Origin of the sequence: uncultured Maribacter sp. (genome assembly GCF_947496775.1) — a bacterium.
In the GTDB taxonomy this organism is placed as follows: domain Bacteria; phylum Bacteroidota; class Bacteroidia; order Flavobacteriales; family Flavobacteriaceae; genus Maribacter_B.
In genome coordinates this window covers 64,687-85,084 of record NZ_CANMDU010000011.1, presented here as the reverse complement: position 1 = coordinate 85,084, position 20,398 = coordinate 64,687, and the positions used below count along the sequence as shown (strand labels likewise).

The 20,398-nt window shown below is 32.6% G+C and carries 18 protein-coding genes; 5 read left to right on the top strand and 13 right to left on the bottom strand.

The features are described from left to right. Positions 1-29 precede the first annotated feature (29 nt). From Q0856_RS15800 to Q0856_RS15790, 3 genes are read left to right on the top strand one after another with little or no spacing between them, the layout of a single operon-like run. Complete coding sequence (locus Q0856_RS15800) at positions 30-1,250, top strand: sulfite oxidase (RefSeq protein WP_298506599.1); 1,221 nt, start codon at positions 30-32, stop codon at positions 1,248-1,250. A 5-nt stretch (positions 1,251-1,255) separates the two neighbouring features. Continuing rightward, complete coding sequence (locus Q0856_RS15795) at positions 1,256-1,732, top strand: monoheme cytochrome C (RefSeq protein ID WP_298479979.1); 477 nt, start codon at positions 1,256-1,258, stop codon at positions 1,730-1,732. Positions 1,733-1,747: 15 nt separating this feature from the next. Continuing rightward, complete coding sequence (locus tag Q0856_RS15790) at positions 1,748-2,638, top strand: sterol desaturase family protein (protein WP_298506596.1); 891 nt, start codon at positions 1,748-1,750, stop codon at positions 2,636-2,638. A 36-nt stretch (positions 2,639-2,674) separates the two neighbouring features. Here the strand turns inward: Q0856_RS15790 and Q0856_RS15785 are convergent, their stop codons facing one another. The 9 genes from Q0856_RS15785 to Q0856_RS15745 form a co-directional block, all read right to left on the bottom strand. Beyond that, positions 2,675-3,259, bottom strand: coding sequence for a type 1 periplasmic binding fold superfamily protein (locus Q0856_RS15785; protein WP_298479984.1), 585 nt, complete (start codon positions 3,257-3,259; stop codon positions 2,675-2,677). A 48-nt stretch (positions 3,260-3,307) separates the two neighbouring features. Then, positions 3,308-5,707, bottom strand: a complete 2,400-nt coding sequence (locus Q0856_RS15780; protein ID WP_298506593.1) for a TonB-dependent receptor — start codon at positions 5,705-5,707, stop codon at positions 3,308-3,310. A gap of 50 nt (positions 5,708-5,757) precedes the next feature. Continuing rightward, positions 5,758-6,108 carry a hypothetical protein gene (locus tag Q0856_RS15775; RefSeq protein WP_298506592.1) on the bottom strand — a complete coding sequence of 117 codons (351 nt, stop codon included), beginning with the start codon at positions 6,106-6,108 and terminating at the stop codon, positions 5,758-5,760. 74 nt (positions 6,109-6,182) lie between these two features. Further along, positions 6,183-6,500, bottom strand: a complete 318-nt coding sequence (locus Q0856_RS15770; protein ID WP_298479991.1) for a DUF6787 family protein — start codon at positions 6,498-6,500, stop codon at positions 6,183-6,185. A gap of 35 nt (positions 6,501-6,535) precedes the next feature. Next, complete coding sequence (locus Q0856_RS15765; protein ID WP_298479994.1) at positions 6,536-6,991, bottom strand: DUF6146 family protein; 456 nt, start codon at positions 6,989-6,991, stop codon at positions 6,536-6,538. Between the two features lie 83 nt (positions 6,992-7,074). Next, positions 7,075-7,713, bottom strand: coding sequence for a DUF937 domain-containing protein (locus tag Q0856_RS15760; protein ID WP_298479997.1), 639 nt, complete (start codon positions 7,711-7,713; stop codon positions 7,075-7,077). A 57-nt stretch (positions 7,714-7,770) separates the two neighbouring features. Further along, positions 7,771-8,724 (bottom strand): D-2-hydroxyacid dehydrogenase, encoded by a 954-nt coding sequence (locus Q0856_RS15755; protein ID WP_298506590.1) that lies wholly within the window; start codon positions 8,722-8,724, stop codon positions 7,771-7,773. Between the two features lie 40 nt (positions 8,725-8,764). After that, a complete protein-coding gene (gene serC / locus Q0856_RS15750; protein ID WP_298480003.1) occupies positions 8,765-9,829 on the bottom strand; it encodes a 3-phosphoserine/phosphohydroxythreonine transaminase in 1,065 nt (354 codons plus the stop codon). A 94-nt stretch (positions 9,830-9,923) separates the two neighbouring features. Continuing rightward, entirely contained in the window at positions 9,924-10,985 is a 1,062-nt protein-coding gene (locus Q0856_RS15745; protein ID WP_298506587.1) for an acyl-CoA reductase, read from the bottom strand. Positions 10,986-11,191: 206 nt separating this feature from the next. On the opposite strand from Q0856_RS15745, the gene Q0856_RS15740 reads away from it, so the two are divergent. After that, entirely contained in the window at positions 11,192-11,545 is a 354-nt protein-coding gene (locus Q0856_RS15740; RefSeq protein ID WP_298480011.1) for a 4Fe-4S dicluster domain-containing protein, read from the top strand. A 101-nt stretch (positions 11,546-11,646) separates the two neighbouring features. Here the strand turns inward: Q0856_RS15740 and Q0856_RS15735 are convergent, their stop codons facing one another. The 4 genes from Q0856_RS15735 to Q0856_RS15720 all read right to left on the bottom strand — a co-directional run bounded on the left by Q0856_RS15735 (position 11,647) and on the right by Q0856_RS15720 (position 19,020). Further along, entirely contained in the window at positions 11,647-14,322 is a 2,676-nt protein-coding gene (locus Q0856_RS15735) for a TonB-dependent receptor (protein WP_298480014.1), read from the bottom strand. A gap of 99 nt (positions 14,323-14,421) precedes the next feature. Next, positions 14,422-17,361 carry a TonB-dependent receptor gene (locus Q0856_RS15730; RefSeq protein WP_298506584.1) on the bottom strand — a complete coding sequence of 980 codons (2,940 nt, stop codon included), beginning with the start codon at positions 17,359-17,361 and terminating at the stop codon, positions 14,422-14,424. A 30-nt stretch (positions 17,362-17,391) separates the two neighbouring features. Next, the gene (locus tag Q0856_RS15725; RefSeq protein ID WP_298506582.1) at positions 17,392-18,375 is read right to left on the bottom strand and encodes a FecR family protein; all 984 of its coding nucleotides are present in this window, start codon (positions 18,373-18,375) and stop codon (positions 17,392-17,394) included. Positions 18,376-18,444: 69 nt separating this feature from the next. Further along, positions 18,445-19,020 carry a sigma-70 family RNA polymerase sigma factor gene (locus tag Q0856_RS15720; protein WP_298506579.1) on the bottom strand — a complete coding sequence of 192 codons (576 nt, stop codon included), beginning with the start codon at positions 19,018-19,020 and terminating at the stop codon, positions 18,445-18,447. A 199-nt stretch (positions 19,021-19,219) separates the two neighbouring features. Here Q0856_RS15720 and ychF point away from each other — a divergent pair, with 199 nt between their 5' ends. Next, positions 19,220-20,314, top strand: a complete 1,095-nt coding sequence (gene ychF, locus Q0856_RS15715) for a redox-regulated ATPase YchF (RefSeq protein ID WP_298506578.1) — start codon at positions 19,220-19,222, stop codon at positions 20,312-20,314. The last annotated feature ends 84 nt before the right edge of the window (positions 20,315-20,398 follow it).

Here is a 20,398-nt window from a genome sequence, read left to right as displayed (position 1 = left end):
TGGAGTCCGTTTTTTTGACCTAATTTGTGATGAGTAGAAGAAAATTTATAAAAAAAGCATCCCTAGGTGCTTTTGCGAGTATTATAGGTTCTGAAATAATATTTGGAAGCAATATGCCAATTGGTTATAAGCCTTTAGCGTTACAAGAAATAGATCCATTTGAAATGTTTGATAAGAACCCAGAAATGACTGTTCTTAATAGCAAACCATGGAATATAGAGGCTAAAGCTCATTTGTTAGACCATAGAGTTACACCAAATAAAAATATGTTTATTCGTAACAACGGAAGGATTCCAGAAAAAATTAATATAAATAATTGGACACTTACTATTGACGGAGAATCTGTTAAAAAAAGTAAAACGTATACTTTACCCCAATTAAAATCTAAATTTAAACATTATACATATCAATTAACCTTAGAATGCGGGGGTAATGGTCGTAGTGAGTATAATCCACCAGCAAAAGGGAACCAATGGACAATTGGGGCGGTATCTTGCGCTAACTGGACAGGTGTTCGTTTGAAAGATGTATTAGACGATGCGGGAATAAAAGAAGATGCTGTTTATATTGGGTACCATGCTATGGATTCTCATTTAAGTGGAGACCCTAAAAAAGAGCCCATTTCTCGTGGTGCTCCAATGTATAAAGCTTTACAGGAAGAAACATTATTAGCTTTTGCAATGAACGGCGAAGATATTCCATTGGCTCATGGTTTCCCCGTACGCTTAGTGGCTGGTGGTTGGCCGGCATCTGTTTCTGGAAAATGGATTAATAGAATTAGCATCCGAAATAAGGAACATGATGGTACTAAAATGACTGGAACAGCTTATCGTGTTCCTTGTAAACCTGTTGCACCTGGAGAGAAAGTTAAAGATGAAGATATGTGTATAATTGAATCTATGCCTGTTAAATCTTTACTTACTTATCCTAAAACAGGAGCTATGATTAGTGAGGGAAAAAAGCTGAACATTCGCGGACATGCATGGGCAGGAGAATTAAAAGTATCAAAAATGGAGTATTCTATAGATTTTGGTTCTACCTGGAAAGTTTGCGAGCTAGAACAACCCGTGAATAGATTAGCTTGGCAGCATTTTAATGCAAGTATTTTTTTTCCTAAAAAGGGATATTATGAAGTATGGGCCAAAGCTACAGATAGTAGGGGTGTGGCACAACCCATGTTAGTCCCAGGTTGGAATCCCAAAGGATATCTAAATAATGCTTGTCATAGAATTGCTATTAAAGTAATATAGTAACTATGGATTTAAAAACATTTCAAAATCAGGTGCGTAGTGTTTATAAACTACTTCTAATACTATTTGGGTTGGTAGTTGTCACTTCCTTTGGTGCTATTTATTTTGTAAATAACCCTGATTTATTAGAAAAAGACGTTTTGAAAGGTTCTAATAATTTAATAGATATTCCTTTAGAAGCAAACTACGATAAAATTGAGAATGGAATTCATGTAAGAACTGGTTTGGTAGAAGATGTGGGTCTAATGGAAACTGTTAATAATTGTACTAATTGTCATTCCTCCAAGTTAGTTATTCAAAATAGAATGAATAAAGAACGTTGGGTTGCCACCATTCGTTGGATGCAGAAGACACAGAATCTTTGGGATTTAGGGAAGAATGAAGATGTAATAATAGATTACTTGGTAAAAAATTACCCTCCAGAAAAAAAGGGCAGGAGGGAAGTTTTGACCAATGTAGAATGGTACATGTTAAAAGAATAAATGTTACTTTTTTGTATGAATATTTATGTTGACACTTTTGTAAATACCGTTAAAGGAAGTTTAAACTGGACATGGAAATCTATTTGTTTTGATGTTCCTTGGTATACGAATTACTTTTGGGGCTTATTTGTTATTTCTTTAATTGTTTGGGTTTTAGAAATTGTATTTCCATGGCGTAAAAAGCAATCTATTTTTCGAAAAGATTTTTGGTTAGATGCTTTTTATATGTTCTTTAATTTTTTTGTATTCTCTATTGTTATTAGCGGATTTTATACCATAATAGAACTATTGTTTTCAGAAATAGGAATAGGTATTCAAAGTTTGTCTTTAATTAACCTAGAAGCGCTTTCTGTTTGGTTTCAGTTACTCATTTTCTTTATAATTTTGGATTTTGTGCAATGGTTTACACATGTTTTATTACATAAGTTTCCTTTGCTTTGGGAGTTTCATAAAATTCATCATAGTGTAAAAGAAATGGGTTTTGCAGCACACTTGCGTTACCATTGGATGGAAAATATATTGTATAAACCTTTAAAAACAATTGGGGTAATGTTATTGGGTGGTTTTGAACCAGAACAGGCTTTTATTGTTCATTTTTTTGCTATTACTATCGGGCATTTAAACCATTCTAACATTAAAATTACATGGGGTCCGTTAAAATATATATTAAATAATCCTGTAATGCATTTATATCATCATGCATATACTATACCTAAAGATAGGTATGGAGTTAATTTTGGTATTAGTTTAAGTCTATGGGATTATATTTTTAGAACCAATTATATACCAGAATCTGAAGGGGAAATTACTTTAGGTTTTGAAGGAGATGAAAAAGTTCCAAGTTCTTTTTTAAGTCAATTAACTTTTGGTTTTAGGAAAGAAAAAGAAAAAAATAAGACTGCCTAAAAATTTTAGACAGTCTTTATAAAATTTAATTTGTATTTATTCAATTTCAACACCTGAAAATGTAATATTTAAATCTTCAGAACCACCTGTAGAAGTTCCCCATGCATCACTATCATCTGTAGTTTGTGGCTCATGTATTAAAGCTATTTGTACATTCCCAGAGCTGGCTGCACCAGCTACCCATGTAGTTTTAACACCTAATTTACTTCCTTCAGCACCATCTGTATCATCACTATCTCTTGTCATAGTTAAACCTATACCGCTTACAGCATATTTAAAAAAGTGCTCATCTGCTTCTGGAATAATGTCATCATTTAAAACATCATCTGCAGGATCCTCAGATTCATTTGTTAGTACAAGACCTAGAGAATATGTTGCTCCAGCAGTAAAAGTACCAGTAATAGTTTCTGTAGACGCTCCATCTTGCCCGTCTGGTGCAATACTTGCTAAAACTACCGTGTCTGTATTATCCGTAGTGTTTGTAAAGGTTAAAGTTACGTCTGTAATTAATTCTTCTTCAACGACTTCTTTTGGATCATTGTCATCACTTGAGCAGGAGGTAAATGAAGTGATAAGTGTTAAACAAAATAATGCGCTAATAAAAAATTTACTTGTTTTCATAGAATTTAAATTTAAATAATTAATGTTTATTGTTTTTGTAGTATTCATTTAATAATTGAGTTTTACTTGTAATGTTATATTTCTTCCTAAATCATCAGCAAAGTATCGCATACGATTTAAGTAATTTCTATAAGAAGTGTCTAAAAGGTTGTTAATCCCAACACCTATATTTAAGCGTGTTTTTTTATGTAAAGGAAAAGTGACTTCACTATAAAAATGTAGTAAATGATATGCAGGCGGAGGAGAACTAATATCTATAGTTGTCATTTCTCCATTAAGTTCGTTTTCTACTTCAAAATTAAAATCAGGAAATTCATTTTGTTCTAATACCCAATCAGATTTTAGACTAGCAGAAAAATTATGCCAAGCCTCTTTACTGTATTTAATTTCATTTGTGGTATTAAATGAAGGAATATCAATTAATGGTAAATTAGTATCTAAATCATATCCTTTTATAAAAGCTGTTTTGTTTTGCCACTGTAGCGCATTCGTTATTTTATAAGTAGCTGTAAGGTCTATACCAAATAGGTTAGCATTTGTTTGTTGGTAACTCCATAAAGGAAAAGGGCCTCTTGTTGTTAGTATAAAATCTAAAGGTCTTAGATATATGTAATCTTTAATTTTGTTATAAAACACTTCGGTTATAACATTAAATTTTGATGTAGTATAGGTGTGCGAAGCAGAAATCCTGTTAGCAACTTCTTTGTTAAATCTAAGATTTCCTAGTTCAAATCGTGCTGCGGAATGATGTAACCCATCGCTAAATAACTCTGATGCATTAGGGGGTCTACTAGCTAAATTATAGTTTAGTATAATTTGATTTTTTTCATTTAACCTATACTTTACTCCAACAGAAGCAGAGATGTTATGATAGTCGAAAACAGGATTAGTTAAAAATTGTGTATTTGTTTCTTCTATAATAATATCCGAAAAATCTACATTATAACCACGTTCTTCCCATCTAGACTTGCGATAGAATTTTTTAGCATCCATTCTGTTAAAATCATACCTTAACCCAGCATCTAAAACTATAGCATCATGTACACGCCATTCCGTGGCAGTGTATACTCCAAAATCATACTTAGTATAATCTGGAATTAAACGTCTTACACCAGTATCTGGATTTGCAAAATTATCCTGATACCTTGCCATGAATCCAAAATCAACTTTTCGGTCTAGGTTTGCATCTAAATTTACATCGGCTAATAAGGTATGTGTTTGTAGAGTTAGATCAACGGCAGGTATATTTTTTCTGTCCCCAATTCTTACATCAAATTCAAAGCGTTGGTTGTTTTGATAATCATATTGTAAACTAATTTTTCCAAAGTTTTGAAATCGTTTATAATAGTTTGCTTTAGCTAAATGATGTGTAATTTTTTGCTTGGGTACATTTATGGAGTAACTAAAATCTTCAATTAAAATGGGTTGTCCTAAATTTATAGCACGTTCAAGATCAAAGGCACTACCAATATGAGAAGCTCCTAAAATACCAATTTCACTATTTAAATAACTATAATATAATTCAAAGCCAGATTCAAATTTCTTTTTCCCCAACCTAGCAGCTAACCCAACAGAGTTTAAACCTGTATTGGTAAGATTATAATCTGGAGTTTTAAAATCCCCATTCTTTTTATAAGAACCCTGAATTTGAGCAAACCAGCCAGACTTATAGTTTTTATTTAATGTAGAAGATATATGGTAACCTCTTCCGTTAATTTGTCCGCCAATAATAGTTCTTCCATAAAGTGTGTCTTTAAGAATAATATTATTAGGATTAACAACAACTACACCACCTATAGCATCACCTCCATAGGCTAATGAACCAGAACCCTTTATAACAGATATTTGATTTGCACTATTTATATCAATATTAGGTGCATGTTCTATTCCCCATTCTTGATCTTGTAAACGCACATTGTTATTTAGAATTAAAATTCTACTGCTATGCAATCCATTTATCATGGGTTTTACAATAGTATTTCCTGTGTTAATTGAAGAAACTCCAGAAATTTGTTGTAGCGCATCTCCTAGGCTTGCAGCACTAAAGCGCTCTAAATCTTTAGTTTTTATAATAGATTCTTGGCCTGTTTTAGTTTTTTTAATGAAGCTATCACTGCTTAAGGTTACTTCATTTAATTCTTCTATATGGTGCTCTAAATTTATTTTAATGTAGGTGTCACCATTTATTAAAACTGCAATACGTTTAGTTTCGCAACCAATATGAGAAACTTCTATATTGTAAGTTTGATCACATAAATCTTTAAATGTGAATTTTCCTTTTTCGTCTGCTATTGTTATCTTATTTGTTCCAACAAGTTTTATAGTTGCATTTATTAAAGGCTTTTTGTCGTGAAAGTCTAAAACTTCTCCAATAAAAATACTTTTACAATTTTGACCGTAAATAAAACCTGAGAATAGTACAAATAAAATTAGATAGATATTTTTCATTTTTATGAAATATCATGATTACTAATTTATTTACTAACTTAAATGAAGTACTATGCTAGGTATGGGGGGGCTTTGTTTCTATTTTTATTTAAATAGCTTTGTTTGTGAAGTGTTTCAACATAACCTAATATTTTATTTTCAGGTATTTGTTGGGTTTTAGTAAGCTTTTTAAATAAAAAAAATGGAGTATTATTATAATCTAAATTAGTCAGATTAAAAGCAACTAAGCAAATATCGCAAGGGGTTTTTTCTTCATTTTCATCCCCATTATGACTAGCATTATCAATTTGGCAATGACTTAATTCTTGTTCATGAAAATATACATGTAAATTAATAGTATTACTAGCTAGTAATACTATTAAAAAAAAGAGAGATGATATTTGTATAATATAATTTTTCATCAGAATTCTTGTAAAGATAAAGCTTATCTAATAAATAGAACAAAAAAGTTGTCTTATTAGTAATACCTTGAGGTTTATTTAAATAAAAAACCTAAACCTAATCTGTTGAGCATTTTCTTTTCAAAATTCCAAAAGAATTTGAACTGACCAAATAGCCAACCAAAAACAACTAATAATACTTGGTAAATAGGGAATATAATTAAGATTCTTAAAATTACGTATATAATAGTTCCCCACCAGGCTTCCGGAAAAGTTTCGCGAACTAACCCTATGGAATTAAGAATAGGTTTAGCTAAAAAAACAGCTGCAGAACCGGTTATAGAGAAAACAATAAGTACTAATATTATTTGTATATTGGAATCTAAGCCCCAACGTTGTTTTAGTTTTTCCATGAACAAAATTAAAATATGGACTGCAAATATACTTTTTAAATACGAGGCACAAAAGGACCTAATCGTTGATTGTATTTTCTTTGAAAAAAGAGGAAATAATTATAGAGTTTGTAATTTACTTCATATCCATAATCAATGTTAGGTTGGTAATCTATTTGTAGTTCGTATAGATTAGAATTATACACCATGGGCTGCAAAACACGTCTATTCCATTCCGTAACGTAAATTTGATTTCTATTTTCCATATACGTTTGCGTGTAATAATTCTCTGGTCTTGCCGTGCTTTGTAACCAGAAATTAAACCCAGGTTCAATAATAATTATTTCATATTCTATTTTATCGCTACTAATAGTAATAGTATCTCCTTTTGTTTGTTTAAAAGCACTTTTCTCTTGTTCGGAAATAGAAATGGCATTTTTAGTACTGTTGCAGTTCCAGGCAAGCAGCAAAAGAAGAACGGAGGCAAAAGTATATAGTATGTTTTTTTTCATGATAAACTGGTTTTAGAAATCTTAAGGTACAAAAAAAGGCTGTTTTAAATAAAACAGCCTTTCTTAATAGTATAACTGGTAAATTATTTTCCAAATAAACCTCCAAGAAGACCACCAAGTCCTCCTGCACTTTTGTTTCCACCTAGAACCATTCCTGCTACATCATCTAAAATACTACCATCACCATCTGAATCTAAGAAAGATTCTATTAAAGATTGTTGTTGACCAGCGTTGTTACCACCACCTAATAATCCACCAAGAACATCTCCGATACCATTTGCATCACTAACATTTTGTTGTTTAGCTTGCTTTCCTAAAACTCCCATTAAAAGTGGAGCGGCTACTTTAAGTATATTTGCAACACTACCTGCATCTATCCCTGATTTTTGGCTTAATGCGTTTTGTACTTGTGGTTGTTTATCTCCAAGAATATGACCCAAAATCCCAGCACCATCATCCATTACAGATTGATCAACACCTCCACCAAATAACCCACCAAGGTTATCTAATATTCCACCGTCATGCTTGCTTGAAAGTGCAGACATAAGTCCTTGCGCTCCTTCTGGTGTAGAAGCATTTCTTTTCATTGCTCCCATAAGAACGGGCATAGCCATGCTTAATAACCCGGCTGTACCGCTTTCAGATTGTCCTGTTTGCCCAGCTACACCGCTGATTAATTGTTTGCCCATTGGGCTGTTTAATAAGTCTAATAATCCTGACATGTTATAGTTAATTTAATTAATGTTCCAAAGTATTAAATTTAAAGCATTTTTTGAATATTATGCCTTAAAAATATCTATTATTTGTGTTGCAAGTTCCATGCCAATTCTATTTTGAGCTTCAATAGTAGATGCACCTATGTGCGGACTCAATGAAATGTTTGGATGCATTAATATTCTTATTTCGGGTGTTGGTTCCGATTCAAAAACGTCTAAACCGGCAAAAGATACTTTACCATTATCTAACTCTGTAACCAAGGCTACTTCATCAATGGCTCCGCCACGTGCAGTATTTACTATTCCAACACCATTTTTCATTACTTTAAAGTCGTCTTTGTTTATGGTATACTCTTTTTGAGCAGGTACATGTATCGATATAAAATCAGAATTACGTAATACTTCTTCTTTAGACCTACTTTCAAAGTTGAACTTTACAGATTGTTCATCAAAAAAAGAAAAAGTAATAGATTTTTCAGGTACACTAGGATCAAAATAAATTACTTTCATTCCAAAACCTAGGGCTATTTTGGCAGTTTCTTGTCCTATTCTACCAAAACCAAATATTCCAAGAGTTTTATTTCTTAGTTCCATTCCGCTAGCATAGTCTTTTTTTAGTTTTTTAAATTGCCTATCTCCGTCTAATGGCATATTACGGTTAGCGTCATATAAAAAACGAACACCGCTTAGTAAATGAGCAAAAGCAAGTTCGGCAACCGAAGAAGAGGAAGCTTCTGGAGTGTTAATAACCTTAATACCTTTTTTCTCAGCATAAGAAACATCAATATTGTCAAGTCCAATGCCACCACGTCCAATTAATTTAAGATTAGGGCATTGATCTATAACTTCTTTGGTTACTTTGGTTGCACTTCGCACAAGTAGCGCTGATATTTTTTTATCATTTATGTAATTTGGCAGTTGCTCTTGGGCCACAGTAGTTGTTAATACGTTAAAACCTTTAGATTCTAGAGTAGAAACACCTAAGGCGGAGATACCGTCATTTGCTAAAATTGTCATATATAATTTTTAGATTATGAAGTAAGGAATTTGTGATTAATTATCCTTTTCTTTCCATTTCACTCATTACATCAACTAATACACCAACACTATCTAATGAAAGTGCATTATACATAGAAGCCCTGTAGCCTCCTACGGAGCGATGGCCATTTAATCCATTAATACCAGCTTCTTGTAACATAGTTTCGAATGGACCTTTTAATTTATCGTCCGAGAGATTAAATGTAGCATTCATATTGGAGCGATCTGCCTTATTAGCAAAGCCATTAAAAACTGGATTAAGTTCTATTTCAGAATATAATAATTGTGCTTTTTTATTATTAATTTCTTCAATAGCCGAAATTCCACCTAAATTCTTTAACCATTCCAAAGTTAACATAGAAGTATATACAGCAAAAACAGAAGGGGTATTAAACATACTTTCTTTGTTAATGTGCACTTGATAGTCTAACATGGAAGGAATGGAACGAGATACTTTTCCAAGGATATCTTGCTTTACAATAACTAAAGTAGCACCTGCAGGGCCCATGTTTTTTTGCGCGCCAGCATAGATTAGGTCGAATTGAGAGAAATCTAATTGTCGGGAAAAGATATCAGAACTCATATCGCATACTAACGGAGCATCAGTTTTTGGAAATTTCTTTATTTGCGTTCCAAAAATAGTATTGTTCGACGTAAGATGTAAATAATCTAATCCTTTAGGAATGGTATATCCTTTTGGGATGTAGTTAAAATTTTCATCTTTAGAAGATCCAACCTCCATAATATCACCAAAAATTTTAGCTTCTTTTATTGCTTTGTCACTCCAAGTTCCAGTATTTAAATAACCAGCTTTGTTTTCTAATAAATTATATGCCACCATTAAAAACTCTAAACTAGCACCACCTTGTAGAAAAAGTGCTTCATATCCTTGTCCTTCTAAACCTAATAATTCTAAAGCAAGGGACCTTGCTTTTTCCATTACAGTTACAAAGTCTTTACTTCTATGTGATATTTCTACCAAGGATAAGCCTGTACCATTAAAGTCCATTACGGCCTCTGATGCTTGTAGTAAAACTTCTTTAGGCAGTATACAAGGACCTGCACTAAAATTATGTTTTTTCATATGTAATTTTTTTATTTAGAGGTATCTGTTTTAATAAATTTTAAGAGCCTGTAAAAATACTAAGAATCTTGCTTATGAGGGTAACTCTTTAACGCTATATTGTAATTAGAAAAGAAACGGTGTCTATATGATCTGCATATTCCCATAATTGAGGTTTTTGCGTTTCTCCAAAGATAATTTCATTATCCGAAAAATTATGAGCTACAACACACTGCAATTTTTCTTTGTCAGTCTCTAACTTCGATTTTAATTCTTCTACAGTGTTATACTCTTCATAAAATAATGTTGCTATTGGAGAGCCGTAATTAGAATCTTCTTTTAGCATTAAGAAACCATTATCTAGAATTTTAAACTCACTCATTAAATAAACTGCCTTGTTATAATCGTAGTTGTTGGCATATTTATTTTGATTAATAATAGGATGATTTTTGTAGATAGATTTATAGAATGTATCAAAATTGTATCCTTTAGGTACAAACAATTTAGAGACACTTCTACAGCCTAACCCGTAATACATGAAAATATCATCCCCCAAGGCCTCCAATTGTTCCGTTGTTTCATTTCCAGTTAAAATGGCAACGGAATTTCTATTTTTTCTAATAATGTTTGGACCTTTACTAAAATAATGTTCAAAATAACGAGCTGTATTATTACTGCCTGTGGCTATAACTGCATCGAAATTTTCTAGTTTTCCTTCTGTAAAAACTATATCTTCTTGTAGTGTAGGTTCTACATAAGTTAAGTATTTGGCTATAAAGGGAAACATTATTTTATCATTAGAAGATAGTTTAATTATAGCTTTATTGCCAGTAATTAGAACCGTTAAAAAATCATGAAAACCGACTAAAGGAATATTTCCTGCCAAAATTAGAGCTACTGTTTTTTTCTTATTAGAGCTTAAATTATAGTCTTTTAGCCATGTGTTTAAATTCTTTTCTGTTAAGAGGTCTCCCCAACTTTTTATACTTAATAATACATTTTCTTTTGTAAACCATCCATTATAGTTCTTTGCAGAAGAAACTATTTGTGAAAAATCTTCTTTCTTTGATATATCATTTTCTGAGGAATTAGCGTTATTATTTGCAAATTCACAAAACTCTTGAAAGAATGTTCCAAGTTTAACAAAAGCTTTTAATCTTGCGTTATGGTCTATCATTATATTTGTAAAAGATTTTATTTGGCATTAACTTTGCGCAAAAGTATGGTTACTGTATTCTTGAAACAAGTTAAGAGCGAGTAAAATTCAGTAGTTAATACCCTCAGGTAAGTTTTATGAGGTATTTTAAGGGAAATTTAATTAGAGTTTCGAAATAAATATCGGAACGTTTAAATCTCGATTGTCGAGTAAAGAAAAAGAAAATTATGGCGATTATTATAACAGATGAATGTATAAATTGTGGTGCCTGTGAGCCCGAGTGTCCAAATACGGCTATTTACGAAGGAGCAGATGAATGGCGTTATAATGATGGTACTTCTTTAAAAGGCGATATTGTATTGCCTAATGGTAAGGAGGTAAACGCGGATGATGTGCAGGAACCCATTAGTGATGAAGTGTATTACATAGCTCCGGATAAATGTACAGAGTGTATGGGCTTCCATGAAGAACCGCAATGTGCTGCTGTTTGTCCTGTAGATTGTTGTATTCCAGATGATGATCATGAAGAAACTGAAGAAGAATTATTAGGGAAGCAAAAGTTTATGCATCCTGATGGATAAATAAATTATTACTGTATAGTATTACTCTTTAAATAATTATATAATTAAAAACCCGAACTGTAGAACAGTTCGGGTTTTTTACAAAATATACAAAACTCAACTTAAAAATTAAAACCTAGTTTAGCATAGTAGTATGATCCGCCAAAACCCATTTGCACTGCCTCCCAATACCCACCAGAGTCTGTTTCTCCGTCATTTTGTTGGTCCGGATATACGTTAAACAAATTGTTTCCACCTACATTTAACTTTAAATTTTCGGTTAAATCAAAACCAAGGTTTAAATCTACTGTCATTTTGGATTCAAAAACATCTTCTGTATCTGCAAAATCTATTAACACAATTTCGCTAAATCTAGTTGCAGCAATCGAAACGTCAAATTTTTCCCTATTATACCCTAAGTTAAGGCCTAATTTGCTGTCTGGAGCAGAAGCCAATAGGAAGGATTGATCTCTATTACTAAAGAATGTATCTTGGTCTAAATTTCCATTATTAATGCTTTTAATATCCATGTTATTAAAGTTTCCTGTGAAAGTGGCCGATACGCTGCCATTATCTAAGTGTTTTTTCCATGCTAATACAACATCTAAACCTGTAGTTTCTGTATCTGCGCCATTTGCGAAAAACTGAGCATTATCTACATTAGGAAGTTGTGGCGCATCAAACGGACTTGTTAATACAATACGGTCTTTAATATTAATATAGTAACCATCTATAGTTGCGTTAAAGTTTCCGAAAGAAGCTGTAAAACCTAAGCCTGCATTTACTGCTTTTTCTTCATTTAAAGCGTTTATGCCAAAAGATGCGGTTACAGGACTATTATTTGGAGATAATAAAGATTCCTGAGCAACACCACCATCAAAACTTGTGAATTTTAAATTGTAATAAATTTGAGCTAGTGAAGGAGCTCTAAAACCTGTACTAACGGAACTTCTAATATTAAAGTTCTCGGATGCTTTAATACGCATTGCTAGTTTACCATTAAGTGTACTACCAAAATCACTATAATTTTCATACCTAGCGGCTCCACTTAATAAGAAAGATTCAGAAAAATCTACTTCTGCATCTGCGTACAAAGATAAGTTAGATCTGTTACGATCTACCTCATTTGCAGGTCCATAACCTGGAAAACCTTGCGATCCACCAGGTCTTAAATTGCCTGTCTCTGGATCTGTTGGTTGCGTTTGTGTAGATGGGTCTGTAATTATAATACCATTTGTATCAAACGTACCATAAGCTGCTTCTTCTCCTGCAAAAATCACAAAATTTTCATTTCTATACTCAGCACCAAAAGCAAAGTTAAGTCCGTCTAGAATTTCATCATAATATTTAGAAAAATCTAAGTTTAATGTATTCTGAGTTAAACTATGACCACCTGCATCAAAATCTGTTGGGGAGGACTCTTGAAGAGAAGCATTTAAACTACCTTTTATAAAGTAATGAAAGTTGTTTTTACCATATGTGTTACTAAAATCTACTTTCCAACCATTATCTAATTCTGTTCGAAAACCAGCAGAGATAGAGTTATCTAAAATAATTGAAGTAATTCTAGGAGTAAAACCATCGGGATAAATGCTTGTAACTATTCTTTCTGTTGGATTGTTTCTTGTAAAGGCAAACGCATCGGTATCTCTATAATTTCTTCCTCCAAAAGCGTATATTTCGGATTTGTCAGAAACAGGAATATTGGCATTTAACATAAAATTAAACCCTGTAATAGAAGCTTCACCAAAGCCTCTTCTAAAGTTGTATCCAGGACGCAAAGTTTTATTTTTATTTATGTACTCTGCGGTTAGGTTTATATAGCCACCCTTTTCTCCAACACCAACACCATAATTTACTCCGGCTTTTACAGATCCACCATCAAAGCTTTTATCACTTCCTATTTGGTTACCATCTTTATCTGTATCTAATCTATTACCATCGGTATTAGGTGTTCCATCAGGAAAATCACCATCCGCATTCGTATTGTACGCACCATAACTAACAAAACCAGTTACTTTGTCAATATTGTCTTTTAGTACAATGTTTATTACTCCAGCAATAGCGTCTGACCCATATTGTGCGGCGGCACCATCTCTTAGGATTTCTATTCTTTTAATAGCACTAGTAGGTATGGCATTTAAATCTGTTCCGGTGTTACCTCTACCACGAGTACCAAAGATGTTAATTAAGGAGGATTGGTGTCTTCTTTTTCCATTAATTAATACTAATGTTTGATCAGGCCCTAGACCACGTAAAGAAGCTGGGTCAATATGGTCAGCACCGTCAGACCCTGATTGTTTGTTAGCGTTAAAAGATGGAGCTGCATATTGTAATAATTGGTTAACCTCAATACTACCGCTTTGTGTGGCTACATCAGCAACATCTATAACGTCAACAGGAACAGAAGAGTCCGTTGCAGTTCTTTTAGGGCTTCTAGAACCTACTACTTGTACACCATCTAATTGCATACCTTCGGATAAGCTTACATTTAGGGTGGTTCCGTCTGTTTCTTTTTCTAAAGTTCCAAAACCAATATAGCTAAATACTAGAGTCGCTCCGTTAGCAACATCTATACTGTAATTACCATCAAAATCTGTTGTTGTTCCATTAGTTGTTCCTTTTTCAACAATGTTAACTCCGCCTAATGGAATCCCAGACTCATCTGTTACAATACCTTGTACTGTGTTTTGAAAAATAGTGAGCCTTTTGTTGCTGTTCTCGTGAGCATAAGCTTGGCTTGTGCCAAATAAGATGCAAAATAAAAATAACTTTAATAGTGTTTTTTTTGTGTTCATATATAAGTGTATTGATTTCAAATTGAAATGTAAACAACTTGCGGACTCCTTAAGAATCCGCAAAATTTGCTTAAAAATAATTTCTATTAAAACGTGTGATTAAAACTTGAATGTAACCCCTCCGTTAACTGTAGTACCGTTAAAACCGAATTGATTTACTTCCCAAGGGTATTTAAAACGCCCCCCTAAATCAGTAACAACATCTCCTTTAGTATCGATTTCATCTGGGTAAACATCTAAAAGGTTATTTACACCAATATTAGCAGATACTTTTTCTGAAAATTTGTAATTGAAAATTAAATCTGTAATTACTTTTCCTGTAAATGTTTGGTCATTAGCAGGAGTAGTGGCATGTTGCCATGTAACCTCTCCGAAATAGGTATTATTTAAACTCACCATAAAGTCGTTAAGATTATAATCAAAACCTAGTAAAATTTTAGATTTTGGTCTAGCAGATATAATTCTAGATTCTTCTTTTCTATTAAAAATGTCATAACCATTTTGTGCTAATAGAGTAGGGGTGTTGATTTCTCCGTCTATTTTAGTTTCATTGAAATTGGCGGATAATGTTGCTGCCAATGTTCCGCTACCTAATGTAATATTCTTATAATTAGCAACAAGATCTACCCCTGTTGTATTTGTATTTACAGCATTAACAAAGAATTTTAAGCTAGTAATAGAATTATCTGTTAATATTTGTTCCACAGGGTTTATTGAAAGATCGTCTCCGTCGAAACCAATTTCTCCTGTGAATAATACTCTGTCATCCATTTTTACATTATAAAAATCTACAGAAAGCGAGAGATTATTTACTGGTTTAAAAGTGATTCCAGCAGAAATGTTTTTAGATGTTTCTGCTGTTAATTGAGGTACCCCTAACCCTTCTCTAATAATTGGATCTACATTGTTAAATGTCCCTTGGTTAGATATTGTTCCTCCAGAAACTAAAGTTTGTACATTGCTTAAATATATTTGATGTAAAGAAGGGGCTCTAAAACCAGTACTGTAAGATGCTCTAATAGCTCCTTTTCTATCTCCTAATAAGTATCTAGAACTAATTTTCCAAGAAGTATTACTTCCGAAATCACTAAAATCTTCATATCTCAGTGCACCACCTACTAAGAACTTTTCAGTTATATCCCATTCTAAATTTCCATATAAACCTAAATTATTTCTTGTTGCTTCTACTACGTTTGCAGGTTGAAGACCTGGGAAAGATTGTGCACCCCCTGAAATATAAGATGCCTCTTCACCAGCTTCCGCCGTAAAACGTTCTGATCTATACTCAGTACCAAATCCAATATTAACATCACCAAAGTTTCTAGAGAAATCTAAATTGGCTAAAGTAATCCCGAAAGAGTAGGCTCCAACATCAAAAGCTGTAGGGCTATTTGCACCTAATGCGGGGTTTAGACTATTTTTAACCATGTAATCAACAGCGTTTCTTCCATAAGTACCACTAAAGTCCATATTAAATCCTAATACTTCTGATTTAATACCAGCAGTAAAATTATTATCTCTAATATCGGTTTCGAATGTAGGCTGAAAACCGTTATAGGGTTCGTTTGCATCATGTAATAAATTGTTTGGATCTTGTACCCAATAAGGAGTTCTGTACAAAGCAAAACTTTTCCCTGTTCTGTACGTTAATCCACCGAAGGCGTAAAACTCTCCTTTGTCATTTTTAAAAGGAACACCAGCATTAAAAAATACATCTGCGTTTTTCATTTCTGGTTGGCCAACGGTCATTCCAAGATCTGGGTTATCTGCTAACCAGCTTCCCCAAGTAGGGTCGTCTGCAGGCACACCAAAAAGGTTATCTTCCCCTGGCTCACCGGCACGGTTTGTTATGTCTTGTTGGTAATACCCAAAGGTCATATTTAAATACCCTCCATTATCTCCAAGATTTATAGCAGTATTTAAATCTGCACCAAAATTAAAACCATCTCCTTCGGAAGTGATTCCTGTTTTAACGTTTACCGTAGTGTATTCTACATTCTTTTTTAAAATCATGTTTAGAACTCCCGCGATAGCATCCGAACCATACTGTGCTGATGCTCCATCTCTAAGAACTTCTACCCTTTGAATAGCAGCTGTTGGTATACTTTTTAAATCAACTCCGACCTCTCCTTTACCGGGGGTATCGTTAATATATACTAAAGCACTTTGGTTTTTTCTTTTCCCATTTATTAAAACCAACGTTCTACTTGGTCCCAATCCTCTTAAATCTGCAGGGTCAAAATGCGCTGTAGCATCGGATACAGTTTGGTTTGTAGAGTTAAAAGACGGAACCTTGTAAGTTAACATTTTATCTACAGTGGGTTGACCTGTATTTTTTAGATCAGATACTCCAATATTATCTATTGGTACAGCAGATTCTAAAGCAGTTCTTGGTTTAGTACGGTTACCTACCATTATAACTTCATCTAAAGCTTCGCCTTCTATTAAAGAAATATTAATAACAGAACGTCCATTCACTATTTCTTCTTGAGTTCCAAAACCTATATAACTAAAAATTAATGTTGCTGCATCATCTACGTTTAATTCATAATTACCATCAAAATCAGTAGTGGTACCATTTGTTGTTCCTTTTTCAATAATATTTACACCTCCTAATGGCGCTCCAGATTCATCTGTAACTTTACCTTTTACTGTGTTTTGAAAGAATTCTGTTGTAGAGGTAGTTTGTATCGCACCAATAGAACTGGTTGGAGTTTTATTTACTTTAACTCTGTCGTTTTTTTTATGATAAACTACATAATATTTGTTACCAAGATATTCAAAATCAAACTTAGTGTTCTGTTCTAATTTATGAATAATTTTGTCTAAAATATTGTATTTGTATTCTTCTGGATTTAACACCGTATTAGATACGTGAGCCGGGTTGTAGGTAAAAAACACTTCGTGTTTAATACTAATTTCTGATAGAAATTCAGAAAGAGTAATTTTTGCAATTACTTTTTCAGCAGCATTTGTTTTCTTTATTCCTAGAAGTAGGAATAAAGAAAACGCAACCATAATTAGTCGTTTTTTGTTCATAGTGTTCAATTTAGATTATTTAGGTAGTTGTTAGTTTTCTGTTAGTTCAATTGTATTATCTTTTTTGATAATAGTTATATCTGCAGATTTTTCAATAGCAGCAAGACAGATCATTAAATTTTCGTTAGGAATACCTCCTGTAATTAATTTTTCTTTTAATTTTTCATTTAAAAATTTCACTTCTATTCCATATGTGTATTCCATATTTTTCATAACCTCCTTTAGGGTAAGGTTGTTAAAAATATAGGTGCCATCTCTCCATAAACTATATGGAACATCTAAGTCTACTTTTTTATGTGTGATATTTTCTGATGATTTTGAAAAGGATACAAATTCCCCAGGAATCATTTTTTTGGTAAGCCCATTATCTAGTAGTAAATGAATAGAGCCCTCATCTAAAACAACGTCGGTTTTTTCTTCCCTTGTATTCACATGAAATTGTGTGCCATAAACTTCAACTTTTAAATCTTTAGTGGTTACCCAGAATTTTGCTTTTGTTGCGGGTACGGGTTTAACTTTAAAATATGCTTCTCCCGTTAATACAATATCTCTAGGATTTTCCTTAGTATAGTTGATTTCAGAATTACCATTTAAAACTACTTTTGTACCATCTGGTAAACTTAAGTTGATAATTTCACCATAAGCAGTTTTATGCGTTACGCTATTTTTATTTGAATTGTTGTTAGTAAGAAAAATAAACAAAATGGCAACAGTAGCGGCTATTCCATACGGAATATAAGATGAAATTCTTTTAGTTCTAGTCTTAGTTTTGTTAATAGTATTTAAAACACTATTAAGTTCTGCCTCTACCTTCTCATTCGCAACTTTCGTTTTTTGAAATGAAATTCCAAGTATAATAGATTTAGCAGTATCAATAGTCTTTATTTTGGATTCGTTATTTCTAATCCATGAATTCCAATATTGAATATCATTTCTATTACTTTTTTTAGCCCAATTAATAAAGGACGTATCTTGTAATAAATTATCTAAAAGTTCTTGGTCTATTTGTTCCATGCAAGTGTGTCTTCATATATAAAGAGACACTGGAATAAATTATATACCCTATTTTTTTCTTTTTTTTAATTAAGGGTTTAAAACACGGGAAATAGCTGCAGATTCTGACTTGTTTCTAAGTTTGGCGAAAGCTTTCTGCAGAGTGTTAGATACACTTTGATAGGTAATATTCATTACTTCTGCAATTTCAGAAGATTTTAAATTGCTATAATATTTAAGGTATATTACTTCTTTCTCTCTGGTAGGTAAGGAGTTTAATAATTGTAATAATGCAGTAGATTTAAGTTGGGTGGTTTCTTGTTTAGACTTAAGCTCTTCAATAGAAAAAACAAAGCCTTTTTCAGATTCCATAATTTCATCATAAGAGGTAAATTTTTTTTCTTTTTTTAGCTCTTTTAATAATGCTCTTCGGTAAGAAACGAATAAGTAGGATTTAACATGAGTAACTTCTCCAATTTTACCTTTATTCTCGTACAGATAAACAAAAAAACTTTGTAAAGAATCTTCTGTTAATGAGGAATTTCCAGAAATTTTTATACCATAATTATGCAGCATAGGATAAAAGTGCTTAAATAAGCTAGAAAAAGCATTTAAGTCTCCCTTAATAAACATAAACCACAAAGATTTTTCTGGCGAAATTTCCATACTGTTTTAAGTCAGATATTTCCAAATATATAATTTTTATCCTTAAAATGAATAAAATTCACAATAATTAGATGCAAATTGATGAATAATCAATAATGTAGTAACGTGTTGTGATTTTCATAATTTCTCCTATCTGGATATAAAAAATTCTAAATACAGAACTATAAACTATATTTGCAGCGATTTAAAATTTATTTATATGAAAGCTGGTATTGTAGGTTTGCCAAATGTTGGTAAATCGACCCTTTTTAACTGTTTGTCTAATGCTAAAGCGCAAAGTGCTAATTTCCCTTTTTGTACTATAGAACCTAACATAGGAGTAGTTAATGTGCCAGATGGTAGGTTAGAAAAACTAGAAGAGTTAGTAAGTCCCGAGCGCGTTTTACCAGCAACTGTAGATATTGTAGATATTGCAGGTTTAGTAAAAGGAGCTAGTAAAGGAGAAGGTTTAGGAAATCAGTTTTTAGGAAATATTAGAGAGACCGATGCTATTCTTCATGTTTTGCGTTGTTTTGATAATGATAATATTGTACACGTAGATGGTTCTGTAGATCCTATTAGAGATAAGGAAACTATAGATATGGAGTTGCAGTTAAAAGATTTAGAGACTGTAGATAAAAAATTAGAAAAAGTAAAAAAAGCTTCTAGAACAGGGAATAAAGACGCCCAAAAAGAAGAGGCAATTTTGGTTGCTATAAAAACAGGATTAGAATCAGGAACTTCGGTAAGAGCAATAGAAATAAGTGAAGACGATAGAGCAGAGTTTGTGAAACCTTTACAGTTTATAACAGATAAACCAGTTTTGTATGTATGTAATGTAGATGAAGATGCTGCTGTTTCTGGTAATGCTTATGTAGAAAAAGTAAAAGAAAATGTAGCTGTAGAAAATGCAGAAGTTATTGTATTGGCTGTTGGTACTGAGGCGGATATTACAGAGTTAGAAACTTATGAGGAGCGCCAAATGTTTTTAGAAGATTTAGGGTTAGATGAGCCTGGTTCTGCTAAACTTATTCGTGGCGCTTATAAATTATTAAACTTAGAAACTTATTTTACAGCTGGAGAAAAAGAGGTTCGTGCTTGGACCATTCCGGTAGGAGCAACTGCTCCGCAAGCAGCAGGAGTAATACATACCGATTTTGAGAAAGGCTTTATTCGTGCAGAAGTTATTGGTTATAATGATTATGTGGAGTATGGAAGCGAAGCTAAAGTAAAAGAAGCTGGTAAAATGCGAGTTGAAGGTAAAGAATATATTGTAAAGGACGGTGATGTTATGCATTTTCGTTTTAACGTATAGTAGTTATTTGCTACATGTAAAAAAAGGCATTAAAAACATCGGTTTTTAATGCCTTTTTTTATGAAAATTATTCGTTTATCTATT

Coding starts and splice junctions, on each gene's coding strand:
- Q0856_RS15800 (WP_298506599.1), top strand. CDS start 30: ATGAGTAGAAGAAAATTTATAAAAAAAGCATCCCTAGGTGCTTTTGCG.
- Q0856_RS15795 (WP_298479979.1), top strand. CDS start 1,256: ATGGATTTAAAAACATTTCAAAATCAGGTGCGTAGTGTTTATAAACTA.
- Q0856_RS15790 (WP_298506596.1), top strand. CDS start 1,748: ATGAATATTTATGTTGACACTTTTGTAAATACCGTTAAAGGAAGTTTA.
- Q0856_RS15785 (WP_298479984.1), bottom strand. CDS start 3,259: ATGAAAACAAGTAAATTTTTTATTAGCGCATTATTTTGTTTAACACTT.
- Q0856_RS15780 (WP_298506593.1), bottom strand. CDS start 5,707: ATGAAAAATATCTATCTAATTTTATTTGTACTATTCTCAGGTTTTATT.
- Q0856_RS15775 (WP_298506592.1), bottom strand. CDS start 6,108: ATGAAAAATTATATTATACAAATATCATCTCTCTTTTTTTTAATAGTA.
- Q0856_RS15770 (WP_298479991.1), bottom strand. CDS start 6,500: ATGGAAAAACTAAAACAACGTTGGGGCTTAGATTCCAATATACAAATA.
- Q0856_RS15765 (WP_298479994.1), bottom strand. CDS start 6,991: ATGAAAAAAAACATACTATATACTTTTGCCTCCGTTCTTCTTTTGCTG.
- Q0856_RS15760 (WP_298479997.1), bottom strand. CDS start 7,713: ATGTCAGGATTATTAGACTTATTAAACAGCCCAATGGGCAAACAATTA.
- Q0856_RS15755 (WP_298506590.1), bottom strand. CDS start 8,724: ATGACAATTTTAGCAAATGACGGTATCTCCGCCTTAGGTGTTTCTACT.
- serC (WP_298480003.1), bottom strand. CDS start 9,829: ATGAAAAAACATAATTTTAGTGCAGGTCCTTGTATACTGCCTAAAGAA.
- Q0856_RS15745 (WP_298506587.1), bottom strand. CDS start 10,985: ATGATAGACCATAACGCAAGATTAAAAGCTTTTGTTAAACTTGGAACA.
- Q0856_RS15740 (WP_298480011.1), top strand. CDS start 11,192: ATGGCGATTATTATAACAGATGAATGTATAAATTGTGGTGCCTGTGAG.
- Q0856_RS15735 (WP_298480014.1), bottom strand. CDS start 14,322: ATGAACACAAAAAAAACACTATTAAAGTTATTTTTATTTTGCATCTTA.
- Q0856_RS15730 (WP_298506584.1), bottom strand. CDS start 17,361: ATGAACAAAAAACGACTAATTATGGTTGCGTTTTCTTTATTCCTACTT.
- Q0856_RS15725 (WP_298506582.1), bottom strand. CDS start 18,375: ATGGAACAAATAGACCAAGAACTTTTAGATAATTTATTACAAGATACG.
- Q0856_RS15720 (WP_298506579.1), bottom strand. CDS start 19,020: ATGGAAATTTCGCCAGAAAAATCTTTGTGGTTTATGTTTATTAAGGGA.
- ychF (WP_298506578.1), top strand. CDS start 19,220: ATGAAAGCTGGTATTGTAGGTTTGCCAAATGTTGGTAAATCGACCCTT.